7 protein-coding genes and 2 pseudogenes are annotated in these 12747 nt (G+C 58.4%); 6 read left to right on the top strand and 3 right to left on the bottom strand.

Annotated features, from left to right (window positions below; genetic code table 11):
* Nucleotides 1–248: 248 nt before the first annotated feature.
* From QMO82_RS04855 to istB, 6 genes and pseudogenes are all read left to right on the top strand, one after another.
* Complete coding sequence (locus tag QMO82_RS04855; protein WP_004672578.1) at nt 249–458, top strand: hypothetical protein; 210 nt, start codon at nt 249–251, stop codon at nt 456–458.
* A gap of 145 nt (nt 459–603) precedes the next feature.
* Nucleotides 604–1171, top strand: a pseudogene (locus QMO82_RS04850) (DUF6088 family protein).
* Nucleotides 1164–2177, top strand: a pseudogene (locus QMO82_RS04845) (nucleotidyl transferase AbiEii/AbiGii toxin family protein). The pseudogenes QMO82_RS04850 and QMO82_RS04845 overlap by 8 nt, the downstream one beginning before the upstream one ends.
* Before the next feature lie 94 nt (nt 2178–2271).
* Entirely contained in the window at nt 2272–2397 is a 126-nt protein-coding gene (locus tag QMO82_RS04840) for a hypothetical protein (RefSeq protein ID WP_257784634.1), read from the top strand.
* A gap of 1507 nt (nt 2398–3904) precedes the next feature.
* Entirely contained in the window at nt 3905–5380 is a 1476-nt protein-coding gene (gene istA / locus QMO82_RS04835; RefSeq protein WP_080574729.1) for an IS21-like element ISRel5 family transposase, read from the top strand.
* Nucleotides 5377–6270, top strand: coding sequence for an IS21-like element ISRel5 family helper ATPase IstB (istB, locus tag QMO82_RS04830; RefSeq protein ID WP_004672573.1), 894 nt, complete (start codon nt 5377–5379; stop codon nt 6268–6270). Before istA ends, istB begins: the two co-directional genes overlap by 4 nt.
* Before the next feature lie 812 nt (nt 6271–7082).
* Here istB and QMO82_RS04825 read toward each other — a convergent pair.
* The 3 genes from QMO82_RS04825 to QMO82_RS04815 all read right to left on the bottom strand — a co-directional run bounded on the left by QMO82_RS04825 (nt 7083) and on the right by QMO82_RS04815 (nt 12644).
* The gene (locus QMO82_RS04825; RefSeq protein ID WP_004674391.1) at nt 7083–9527 is read right to left on the bottom strand and encodes a glycoside hydrolase family 3 protein; all 2445 of its coding nucleotides are present in this window, start codon (nt 9525–9527) and stop codon (nt 7083–7085) included.
* A gap of 1058 nt (nt 9528–10585) precedes the next feature.
* Nucleotides 10586–11452 carry an ISAs1 family transposase gene (locus QMO82_RS04820; protein ID WP_237353332.1) on the bottom strand — a complete coding sequence of 289 codons (867 nt, stop codon included), beginning with the start codon at nt 11450–11452 and terminating at the stop codon, nt 10586–10588.
* A 286-nt stretch (nt 11453–11738) separates the two neighbouring features.
* Nucleotides 11739–12644, bottom strand: a complete 906-nt coding sequence (locus QMO82_RS04815) for a LysR family transcriptional regulator (RefSeq protein WP_004674388.1) — start codon at nt 12642–12644, stop codon at nt 11739–11741.
* Nucleotides 12645–12747: the final 103 nt, after the last annotated feature.

Genomic DNA, 12747 nt, shown 5'->3' with positions numbered 1-12747 from the left:
GTGATATGACAAATGGGTGCTATCGGAGCGGCAAAATTGAACCATTGACCCCCACATAGCGCTTCCAAATTATACCGCAGTACAAATGCTGGTGACACCGCAGTCGCCAAGGTGCGGCGCAATAGAGCACGCTACCGTAGGGAATGCGCTCACGAGACAGATCAAAGTCGGTCCTCGGGCTCGGTTTTCAGACTGCATTGTCCGGCAAATCGGTATAAGCCGTCCTCTCGAACAAATCAGGGGACAACATGGAAACCGTGGAAATCAGCAGCCGCAGCGACTTCGGCCTTTGGGCAATTGAGCGGGCGCGGGAAATCGTAACGTCCGAGGGAACTGCTTTTGCGATGGCCGCTCGCGATATGGACGACGAGGCGCTTGCAAACGCTGCAGCCGCGCTAGGCAAGGCCATCAGCGATGCGATGGTGGAAGTGTTTGACGGCCTGATAGATGAATCGTGATTGTGAAGAGACAGCGGGTCACTGACCGATAAAAATTGGTCAGCACCGTCCGGGCTCGCCGTCTTCCCCTCTCATTGCAAACTGTCAGAAACTTGCATATAATTCTGACAAGAGAAATGCCATGCAAAAGCTGACATAGCAAATCATGGGACATGCTGAACGACTGCCGGAAGGACCGCGCTTTCGGCAAAGAGTTTTTTGCATCTCGGAAATCGAGCCGCCCTGGATCAGGCTCTGTCGCGCCTGGCCGAGCGTGGCGAGCTCGTCCGGGCGGGCCGTGGTATCTATATGCGGCCCGTCAAAAGTCGCTTTGGCAGTCGGCCGCCGACGGTCGAACAGGCCGTAGAGGCGGTGGCGCAGCAGCGCGGTGAGGTCATCGTCTCGATGGCGCCGCCGCGGCAAATGCCCTGGGCCTGACCTCCCAGGTCCCGGTCCGCTCCGTCTACCTGACATCCGGCCGTAGCCGGACGATGACCCTTGGACAGCAGACGGTCGAGCTCAAGCACGTGCCGCGCTGGCAATTGGCCTTGGCCGATCGACCTGCTGGCGTGGCGGTCCGCGCACTTGCATGGCTTGGGCCGGAAAGGGCCGATGAAGCACTGTCGCGGATCAAGCGAAAGCTGCCGCCAGACGCGTTCGGCGAGCTGGTGGCGGCGGCTCCGCAGTTTCCGACCTGGCTTGCAAGAAGCGTAGGAAAGGCTGCGCATCGCTGATCTGTTTCTGACCTTGTCAAAGGATAACCGACGCGAAGCCTTGGCGGTGGCGGCCGACCGCACCGGACGGCCCATTCATCTCCTCGAAAAGGATGTCTGGGTCGTCTGGACGCTGCAGACGCTCTTTTCGTCCAAGCTCGGTGAGCATCTCGTCTTCAAGGGCGGCACCTCGCTTTCGAAAGCCTACGGTGTCATCAAAAGGTTCTCCGAGGATGTCGACCTGACCTACGATATCCGCGCCCTGGCGCCGGACTTGGTTGGCGACAATGACGAAGCACTGCCGAAAACCCGCAGCGAGGAGAAACACTGGACCAGCGAGGTGCGAAAGCGGCTTCCGGTCTGGGTGGCGGGCTCGGTGGAGCCGGTTATGGCGCGTTGCGCGTTCAATCTCTTCCGGCGGCAATCCGCCTCGAGGACGATACGCTCTACCTCGACTATGAAGCGGTGAGCAGCGGATCCGGCTATGTCGCCCCGAGCGTCATGCTCGAATTCGGAGCGCGGTCGACCGGCGAGCCGGCCAGTATCCGTCGACTGTGACGCGTCGGGCCAGGTTGATGGTGTCGAATTTCCGAAAGCGAGTCCCCGCGTCATGCACGCGGAGCGGACGTTGTGGGAGAAAGCGACCGCCATCCATGTCTTCTGCCTGCAGGAGCGCCTTCGCGGCGATCGTTTTGCCCGCCACTGGCATGATGTCGTCCGGCTGGACGATGCTGGTTTCGCCGACAAAGCATCCGCGGATCGGCAACTCGCCAATGCCGTGGCGAAACACAAATCCATGTTTTTTGCGGAAAAGGCGGCCGACCGCTCGCCCATCGACTACGCCGCAGCCGTCAACGGCAATCTGGTTCTGACGCCATCCGGAGAAGGTCTGCGTGCGCTCGGCGAGGATTACGCGCGCATGGTCGACGACGGCCTGCTGCTCGGCGATTCCGAGCCGTTCGAGCACCTGATCGAGCGATGCACGCAAATTCAGGCGCATGCCAACAAAAGCGACGCGTCAAAATAAGCAATTGCCGGCCCACAGCCGCACCCTGCCCATTACTGTGAGTGCCCTGTCACCGACGCGGTTTGGCTTCGCGCCAATTATAAGGCGTTTGCTCGTGGCAGGCACCCTTGATGTGATGAGAGTGAAGCTCGGACCCGGTTATTCCGGCTCCGGCCTCGGCGAGGATGTGGCCAAATACCGCACGGGTGCGGGTTCGTTTGAGGAAAGTTGCGCCACGTAAAATGAAGATCCGGTGTGTTTGCAGTGAAGGCATTCAAATTCCCAATTTCAATCTCGCCGGAAGCCCGAGCAAGCTCAAAATCGCTGACGCGAGAATCGACACGGATGTTCCACTTGCCGCAACGGCACGTTCTCGCGCCAAGTGCCGTCCTCCCACTGGCGCGCCGCACGCTTGATTGGCTCTATTCCCGCAGGGGGGGTCGACAAGACGAAGGTCACTTCTTGGCGTCCAGCGGATCGACGTCGCCTTTCATCAGGAAGGCCGCAATCTCGACAGGGCCAGCGCGCGCGGGCGTGACGATGATTTTTGCCATCGCCTTGTCTGAATGAAGATGCGTCGAAGCCGGCTGTGCTGCCGCAGCGATAGGCGCGCGGTGGCGGCGTGAATCGCCAAGTTGCCGCAACGGCCAGCACGAGGAACTCGACCAACGTCTCGGCGGCGAAATAGCGGAAGGTGCATTCCGGTAAACCACGGCGATCGAAACTTAAATCCGTCGCAATCTTCTCGACACTCACGTAGCATGAGCCTCGCGAACAAACGCCGCCACGCCACTATGGCAATTTCACTTCTCCTCCTCGGGATGAAATGGGACCATTCCTGAGGCGCTCTATTCCATCTCGAATACGGAGGATCCGGCATGCCTACGGTGTTGTTCAGACACGACCTCGCTTAACGATGTACTGAAGATTGCAGTCTACACGAAGCACGTTGCAGGCAGTGCTATGAAGTGTTCGCGGAAGATGGTTCGAGGTCTCGTCGGACGCTCTGTCGCGGCGAGCGCGGGACGTGTCTGATGCCCTCGATTTCAGTGAAGAACCATATTTCACGTGTTGCCCACCTGCCGACAACTTCCACCATCGCAAAAATGCACGTCCGCCTACCGAAGCTGAACGCTAACGATCCCCAAATGAGCTCAAAGATCACCTGTCGGCGGCGGCGGCGGAATTGGACTGATGAGGTGAGGGCACAGATTCTTGCCCACAACGTTCTTCAACTCGGCCCAATCCGGCGATATGTTCCCTCATCCTGGTTTCAGGCATGCCTTCAAGGCCCTGTCGGCTCGACACTTGGATTTTACAGGCGCCTGGCTGCTGGCCGACTGCCGCGCCCATTCCGTGATGATAAAAGTATTGTGCCGTGTTGGGTTCTTCACAAATATGTCCAGCACCCGACGTAGTTCTCTGCTCGGAAGCGGTTGAGGTCTGCGCCTTGACGCCGAAGATGGCCCTCTACAAGTTGGGTGACAATGTCCCGAGAGTTCTGCTCGCATTGGTTAGACGGGCAGGCTGGCTCTTTTATGCGTAGCGGCGATCTCGATGAGATTCAGCGTCAATCAGGATGAGACTCGCGCCGGGGTGTGACGGAGTGAGGGCGTAGCCCGATCGTAGTCATACCCCGGCGTGGCGCAGATTTTCGGCGTCTCATGATCGCGGTCGGTCCGGTACATTTGCGGTTTTCTGGATTGGAGAACCAGTTTGTGCCGGGTCGCCATTTAACCGATCATCAGATGAGACTCTTCATGAAGTACCGACAAACGCATTCCGTAGAGGTCGCCGCGTCAAAAGCGTCGATCAGCCGAGCCACGGCATACCGCCTCGACAAGGAGGTACAACTGCCTTCTCAGAGCAAAGCGCCGCGCGGACGCCGCCGCCCTGATCCCTTAGAGCTGATATTCGAGACCGAAGTCGTCCCGCTCCTGAAGGCCGCACCCGGTATCCGTGCCGTCGCTGTCTACAACGAGATGCTGCGCCGACATCCAGAACTCTCTGAAGGTATCCGCCGCACGCTTGAACGACGCATTCGGTCGTGGCGTGCTGTCCATGGCGAAGCGCAGGGGGTCATCTTCCGCCAAACGCACGAGCCAGGCCGGTTGGGCCTTTCGGATTTTACCGACGCCAGCGGTCTTGGTGTGACCATCGCCGGCCAGCCGCTTGATCACCTGTTCTATCACTTCCGGCTTGTCTGGTCGGGCTTCGAACATGCCCATGTCATTCTCGGCGGCGAAAGCTTTGTCGCGCTGGCTGAAGGGCTTCAAAATGCCCTGTGGTCCGTGGGAGGTACGCCGCTTTATCATCGAAGCGACAGCCTGTCGGCGGCATTCCGCAACCTCGACGCCGATGCCAAGGTCGATCTCACCCACCGATACGATCAGCTTTGCTCCCATTATCGAATGACGCCGACGCGCAACAACAAAGGCGTCGCGCATGAGAACGGCTCTATCGAAAGCTCCCATGGCCATCTCAAGAACTCTGTTCATGACGCCCTGCTGATGCGGGGGGCCAAGGAATTCGACGACCTCAGTTCTTACCGCGCCTTTGTCGATGACATCGTCAGCCGTCGCAACGCTGCCCATGGCAAGCGCATTGATGCTGAGCGATCCCATCTGCAGGCGCTGCCCGAGCGCCGGACCACGGACTTCGAAGAGATTGTCGTTACGGTGTCCCGGACGGGCGGCTTCACCTTGCGCAAGGTCTTCTACACCGTGCCATCCCGCCTGATCGGCCACAGGTTAAGAGTTCGCCTGTTCGACGATCGGCTGGATGTCTTTGTCGGCGGTACGCATCTGATGACGTTGCGCCGAGGACGCGGCCATCCCGACGGCCGACACGACCAGGTCGTCAACTACCACCACGTCATCCATTCCCTGCGCAAAAAGCCGATGGCGCTCCGCGGCCTCGTTTATCGCGACAAGCTCTTCCCGCGTCAGGAATATCGCAAGGCCTTCGAAGCCCTCATCGAGCATCTTCCCGACAAGCAGGCTTGCAAGATCACCGTCGAACTCCTGGCGCTCGCGCATGACCGTGGTTGCGAACGCGAACTTGCCGAAGAATTGGCCAGGATACTCGATGCTGGTGACTTACCCAATCTGGCTACCATGCGAGCGCTCTTCGGTCCGGATCCAGCCAAGCTGCCGACCGTTCATGTGCAACTCGCATCGCTCAACGGTTATGAGGCCCTGATCGGGACGGGAGAAGCGGCATGAAGAACGCCCACGTTATCGATGAAGCACGCCTCGGCATCATGCTCAACGAGCTCCGGCTGCCGACGATCAAAATGCTGTGGCCACGATTTGCCGAAGAGGCGGACCGGGAAGGATGGCCGGCAGCTCGCTTCCTGTCGGCTATTGCCGAGCACGAGCTGGCAGAGCGTGCCAATCGCAGGATTGAACGGCATCTCGCCGAAGCGCACCTGCCGCCCGGAAAGACCTTAGACAGCTTCGCCTTTGACGCTGTACCCATGATCTCGAAGGCGCAGGTCATGGCAATCACCGCCGGCGACAGCTGGCTTGCCAAGGGAGCTAACATCCTCATGTTCGGTCCGCCCGGCGGAGGAAAGAGCCATCTTGCTGCTGCCATCGGCCTTGCGCTGATCGAGAACGGATGGCGGGTCCTGTTCACCCGGACCACCGATCTTGTGCAGAAGCTTCAGGTCGCCCGAAGGGAACTGCAGCTTGAGTCTGCCATCGACAAACTCAACAGGTACGACTTGCTCATCCTCGATGACCTCGCCTACGTCACCAAGGACCAGGCGGAAACAAGCGTGCTATTCGAGCTGATCTCGGCACGATACGAGCACCGGTCGATCCTGATCACCGCCAACCAGCCGTTCGGAGAGTGGAACCGGGTCTTTCCCGACCCTGCCATGACACTCGCAGCAGTCGACCGGCTCGTGCACCATGCCACGATCTTCGAGATGAACGTCGAAAGCTATCGCCGCAGAACTGCGCTTGAGGAAAAACGCCAGCGCGGCCGACCGGCCTCGTTTGCGACAATCAGGACATCAACGCTGTCTGTCGCGGAGCGGCAATCAGAAAACGACGAAGAACTTGTCAGCGGCAATCAGCATGATAATTTGATCCCGACCGCGACCTAAGAATCTCATCCAGATTGTCGCAAGCGTCTCATCCTGATTGCCGCGCTATTAGCTATTTTGCATCGATGGGCAGGCTCAAGGTTCTCTTGGAAGTCAGCATTTAGCTGCCTCACCATGGCGTTGAATAGGCTGAGTCGACCAAAGTGCTGCGCCCATTACCGAAGATTGCGATGAGGCATCAGCGTCCTTCAGCAATCTTGCCAAAGAATGCAGGCTTGCGAGATCGACGTGCGGAACCGCCAGGCTGCGCCAACAACCACTCATTGATCGGTCGAACATCCACGATGGGACCTCAAGAAGTCGACCAGAAGAAGAACCAGAAAGGCTGCAGCGGAAATATGCTTCCCTTTGGACACCGCCTCATGCACGTGAACGGGTTGCCCGGACCAGGGATGCCACGGATACAAAAGCTCGCGAACCTCGGTCCCGTGGGTGTTCTGTCGTCGTGTTGTACAACCATTTCCGGCCGCACTCATCGCTCGGATACCAGACCCCGGCCGAGGCTCCACATCTAATCGCCGCCGGATGAAAATTCAGTGGCAGGTCACTTCTTCCATCCCTTGGTGTCCACCTATTTTGGTGGACACCTCATGCCAAAGCTCACTCAATTGCAGAAGGTGCGGGGAAAATCGCGCTTACGATCGTTCAGAAAACATTGCCTGTTTTTGGAGGCGCAGGCGGTGTTTCGCCATGCCATTAACCAAGTACCGGTTTTGAGGCATTCTCTCACTCAACTCACCCAGCTTCACCGCCAAAACTGCATACGTTGGAACTCGACCACTGCCCAATGTGGTCATTGATTTGCGGCCCATTCAGAGCGCCAAGACAGCGCCCTTTTGCGTGACAGTTAAACTCAAACGGATGTCGGTGGCCGAGAACCCAGCCATCACTGCAAATTCCCCCGCCTCTATCCGCCAACGCCGCTCGGTCGTGTCGAAGAAGGCAAATGTTCGGGCGTCAAGTATGAAACGCAACCTTCGTTTCTCACCGGGTTCCAGGGCAATTTTCGAGAAGGCTTTCAGCTCTTTAACCGGTCTGGGTATAGATGCTTCAACATCGCCGACATAGATTTGCACCACTGCCGAACCTGGCCGCTCGCTGATGTTGGTCAATTCCAGTGTCACTGTCACCGCGCCGGCAGCGTCTGGTAGCCCTACCGTCAGGTCCGACATCGCAAAGCTTGAATAACCGAGACCATGACCGAACGGGAACAGCGGCTTAATGCCGTGGCGGTCGTAGTGCCGATAACCGACGAACACACCTTCGTCATATCGCACATGGCCGTCCTTACCTGGATAGACCGCGTCATCCTCAGTATGTGTGGGGTTGTCAGCCCAGCGCACGGGGAAGGTCTGTGCCAGTCGGCCCGAGGGCTCGGCCTTGCCGAGGAGCACATCGGCGATCGCGTTGCCAGCCTCCTGTCCGGGATACCAGCATTGCAGTACTGCACGAGCACCGGAAAGCCAGGGCATTTCCACCGGTCCACCGGTTTGTAGTACGACGATCGTGTTCGGATTGGCCGCAATTACCGCCTCAACAAGCTGGTTCTGCAGACCGGGAAGTGCAATACCGCGAAGATCGGAGCCCTCGGTATCCCAGTCGCCCGTTCTGCCCACGAAGACTACCGCATGATCAGCCTTTGCCGCGACGGCTGCTGCCTCGGCAATCTCCGCTTCGGCCGAAAATCTGCCTATTCCTACCCGAATTGCGGCGATATAGAGGTTGACGTGGTCGTGCCGGGCGTACTCGGCGACGACCTCGTATGTACGGCCGGCTTCGAGCGTGATTTCACCCACGACCTCTTCGCAGCCTTCTTCAAAGAATGTGGTACCACGTATCCAGGAAGCCCAAGCGTCCACCACAAGTCTGCCGTCCACATAGACCCGGCCAAGCCCGGCCGAGGTTAGTCCGACGCGATAGACGCCGGCTTCCGAGGCTGTGAAGATGGTGCGCATTCTAGCCGAAAAGCGAAGGGGATCGACAAAGCCCTCGGCCACGGGGGGCAACCATACACCAAGGCTCGACGGTTCCTCGACGACCTTCACCGGTTCGCCAGCTAGCTCCCTTCCTTGGAAAAACTCGAAGGTTGTGGGGTTTTCGATTAGCGGCTGAAACCGATAATTGTTGCAGCCCTGAGCGTAGCACAGATTCTCCTCACCCAGCGCGTCCACCAGCCCCTGCCACGGACTGATGACATAGTGAGGGTTCAACTGCGCCGAGCCGCCTCCCATCACCTGCGCGACCTTGGCATTGGGTCCAATGATGGCGACCATACCTTGCTGAGCCAATGGCAGGATCCCGTCATTCTGTAGCAGAACTGCGCTTTCCGCTCCCGCGCGCCTGATCAATGCCCTATGTTTCGGTTGATCAATGGCGTACTCCTTAAACTCGCGATGATCGTTGATAGCGCCGGTGCGTTCCATCAAAGTCAGGATATTGCGCACACAGGCGCGGATCGTCTCGACACTAACCTCGCCGCCTTCGACCGCAGCCAGTAGCTTGGAGCCGCGATCGCGAGTCGGGCCCGGCATCTCCAGATCCAGCCCGGCATTCACGGTGGGTGCGGTCGAACGCGAGCCGAACCAGTCCGACATCACCACGCCGTTAAAACCCCAGTCACCGCGCAGAACCTCGTTCAACAGCCAATGGCTTTCCGCCGTGTAAGTACCGTTTAGCTTGTTATACGAAGACATCACGGCCCAGACCTTTGCCCGCTTCACCGCCGTCTCAAAGGGTATCAGGTAGACTTCGCGCAGCGTGCGTTCATCGATATCTGAAGAGATGGTTGTACGTTCAATCTCGGACTCGTTGCCGACGAAATGTTTTATCGTGGCACCGACTTTCGTGGACTGCAGACCTTCGATATAGCCGACTGCAAGTTCCGCCGTCAGGATCGGATCCTCAGAGAAGCACTCAAAGTTGCGGCCGTTTGTGACGCTACGCTGGATGTTAACGGTGGGGGCTAACGAGACGTGGGCACCTTTTGAAAGAACCTCGTCACCTAGGGCACTGCCGATTTCCTTGGCTAGATCCGGGTTCCAACTCGCTCCGATGGCGATGCCCACCGGGAAAGCCGCTGCAGTCACACCTCCGACAAAAGACCCCGCCCCGCGGGCGCCGTTGGGGCCGTCGGTCAAGCGCAATCTCCCTATCCCTAGGCGGTCGATGGGCGGTAAAGACCAGAACGTATCGCCGGAAAGTAGCGAGACCTGCTCCGCCAAGGTCATATTATCGAGCAATGCTTTCTTATCAATCATCTTCTCTGCTTCTTGAATCTCAATACTTACCTGTCCCAGATCAACATCTCAAGATGCATATCGGGGAAGCTGGTGATCTCGGCGCCATGGAGCCGTCCATCCATAAAAAGGACGCCCGTTTGTTCATCAAGGCGTCGCGTCCCGCCGTCGCGAGGACGACGACATGTTCGAAGCCTTCACATAGCCGAGATGCGGTCACCGCTTTCCATTGAAAACAAGGAACATCGCGGCAATCGATTTCAGCAGTGAAAGTTGTGCCGGCTGCGGCAGCGCCGGTTCTGTTACGGAGTTATTCCTCCGCAAGTTTGTGAGACAGTTCGAACCTTAGCAAGCTTTATCAGACAATCTGTTGACAGACAACCTCGGTCGCGCAGCTTTCGTGTCGTCATTGATGATTCGATGCTTCCCTCGGAGGCGGATCCCGATTGATGAAGTTTCTTCACCGCCTATGGACAAGGATCGACCACAATGGACAGGCTGTTGTCCCGTTTCCGGCTACAGAGTAATCATTTTCGTACTGTCTTTCATAATCAGCATTTGCGCGGTGGGGTTTTCGGGGCACTACGCCGCGGGTCTCCTACAAGGCCGCCTGGAAACCTCGAGCGAGGTGATGCAGGTGCTCTCGGGTTTCCGTGACGTCTCCGCCTCGTCCGTCTGCATCGCCCTCACGCCGTGCTTGAATCCTCCCTACATATGCAGGCATTCCCGGTTGATATCGATCCAGATTGTCTGAGAGCTACCAGTATTCGTTGATCCTGCCGTTATAGCTTTGCCTGCTCGTCTGCACAAATTTAGATATCGAGAGATCAAAAACGGGCGCCTGGAGGAGAGCCGTGGCAGTACCGCATTCGTACCGGCTGGTCGTGTCAGACAGCCGAAGACTTGCGGATTCTCTACCATCATGGATGGCCTCGGCTCAGAGAGGGATCGGAGGCTGTCACGTATTTTTTTCCGCTTTCGGCATGTTAAAGGATGCCAGGCGATCTTGCTGCCAATTATTTTTCTGGCTGCGAGCGACCGCTTTCTGCCGGCACTCAAATTCCCCTGGTGAAGCAGGGCTATCGCATATGAGCGATGATAGAGATGAGGAACTGATCGTCCCACCCTGCCTTCTTGATCTTTCGACGAATGGAGGCCTTATCTGGATGGGCCCGGATGAGGTTGAGGGCAATCTTTCGTAACAGAGCAATGTTTGCCGGTCCGTGATCCTTACGGTTTCTGGCGGCATCCTCGCGGAACTGGACGTCGAGCACCCAGTGCAGTTTGTTTTCGATCTGCCAATGAGTTCTGGTTACCTCGATCAGGGCGGCAGCCGACATGACGGTGGAGAGCAGGAAGTAGCGGACATGGCTGGTCAGACGGCCATCGGCATGACGGCTTGTGGCCTCGACGGAGCCGATGGCCTGCAGGCCGGGGAAGTCGATGTCATTGACGGCGACGATGCAGGCACGGCGTCTTTCGCAGCGGTCATGGTCATTCTCGGCGGCGGTCTGGACGCCGAGTGGCTCGACGTCGTCCAGACGAGCAATCGTCTGTGCCAGGAGGCCGGGCTGATTGGCCTTCAACGCCAGGGCATAGTCGCCGCCGGCGGAAAGGATGGCATGAGCGGTATCGGCGCGGCAATGCAGGGCATCGGCGGTGACGATGGCACCTTCCAGCGACAAAAGCGCAAGCGCATCAAGCGCCCCTTGGACCTCGTTGCGGCCCGGCGCGGTCTGTTGGCCGATGACCAGGCCGCAACCGGCAGCCCAGACCTTGACGAGGGGCAGCGGCGTCGCCTCGTACCGCCTTGCCGTCGACCGCCACCACGCCTTCCATGCCCTTTGCAAAGGCTTCGGTAAAGCGGCTTCGAAGGCAACCTGATTGAGGCAGCGGAAAACGGTGGAGAAGGTGCCATGGCCGGCGATGCCATAGGGCAGCGGCACGATCGTCTTGAGCCACTTCTTTTTGGAAACGCCGGATCGGCCATGTCGGCGCAGCTTTCGGCGCCGCAAACGATCGCGGCAATGGCAATGAACAGGATCGACATCAGCGGATGACGTGTGTTGCGCCCCGAGGGTCGGGCAGATCTTTAAAACAGGTGGCAAATCGATTCATCCGTACCTCCAAATTATCGGAGAGTTCTTGAGTCGATTTGCCTCAACAAAACAACTCCTTACCATCCATATGCGATTCTCCTGCCTGGTGAAGCTGTCTCGTCTGGCCGTCACTTCAATCGCCCGCAACCGGCGCCTTAAGGTAGTCGAGAAACGTCCGGAGAGCGGACGGCACCTGTCGATGCGAAACGTAGTATGCATGAAAACCCGGCCCGGTAGAGGTCCAGTCCGGCAGCACGACTTCGAGTGAACCGGCCGCAAGTTTGTCCTCGACCCGGGCCTGCAGGCAATAAAAGAGACCGCCTCCCTCCTCCGCCATGCGGATAGATAGTTCCGAATCTCCGAGCGTGAGAAGTCCCGGAACGTCGAGAGAAACCATGCGATCGCCGTCGCCAAGTTCCCATTTGCAGAGGTGATCCGTACCGGTTCGGATCCGGATGCACTCGTGCGTCAAGAGATCTTCCGGCCGCGCGGGCCGCCCTCGTTCGTTGAGATAGGCCGGAGAACCGACTACGATCCATTCGAGTTCGGATGTCAGACGCGACGCGATCATCCCCTCGGGAACCGTTCCCCCATAACGGATGCCCGCGTCAAAACCTTCGGCGACCATATCGATGAAGCGATCCTCGACGCTGACTTCGACCTCGACATCTGGGTAGCTCTTGCGAAAACTGTGCAGTCGAGGAGCGATCAGCAGCTCGGCGGCGTCACGCAGGGTGGTCACTCTCACTCTGCCCGTAGGCCCGCTCCTGAAACTGTCTAGGAGATCCATCGCAGCTTGAATGCCGAGGAAACGGGGCTCCAGTTCGGCAAGCAGCACTTCGCCGGCGGCGGTGAGACTGATGCTCCTGCTTGTCCGATGAAACAGACGGACGCCCAGACGGGCCTCCAAACCCCTGATCGAGTGGCTGAGGGCAGACCCGGAAACGCCGCGAAGCGCGGCGGCCTTTCGGAACCCCCCCGCACGCGCGATCGCGACGAAAGTTTCAAGGTCGGCCAGATCGGCCCGCGTTGATACCATGAGTTATGGATACTCGCACTTGTACTGAAAAAGATCGCCCTTGCCGGCGCCGACCTTGCTTCAGGCCGGCCGGCACCTTCAATCCTTATTTAACTGGCCCTGT

Source organism: Rhizobium sp. BT04 (genome assembly GCF_030053135.1).
Classification (GTDB): Bacteria; Pseudomonadota; Alphaproteobacteria; order Rhizobiales; family Rhizobiaceae; genus Rhizobium; species Rhizobium binxianense.
The sequence above is the reverse complement of the archived record's forward strand: the minus strand, read 5'-3'. Positions and strand labels throughout refer to the sequence as shown.

Excerpts from the sequence above, each read along its gene's own strand:
- QMO82_RS04855 (WP_004672578.1), top strand. The coding sequence starts at position 249 with ATGGAAACCGTGGAAATCAGCAGCCGCAGCGACTTCGGCCTTTGGGCA.
- istA (WP_080574729.1), top strand. The coding sequence starts at position 3,905 with ATGAGACTCTTCATGAAGTACCGACAAACGCATTCCGTAGAGGTCGCC.
- istB (WP_004672573.1), top strand. The coding sequence starts at position 5,377 with ATGAAGAACGCCCACGTTATCGATGAAGCACGCCTCGGCATCATGCTC.
- QMO82_RS04825 (WP_004674391.1), bottom strand. The coding sequence starts at position 9,527 with ATGATTGATAAGAAAGCATTGCTCGATAATATGACCTTGGCGGAGCAG.
- QMO82_RS04815 (WP_004674388.1), bottom strand. The coding sequence starts at position 12,644 with ATGGTATCAACGCGGGCCGATCTGGCCGACCTTGAAACTTTCGTCGCG.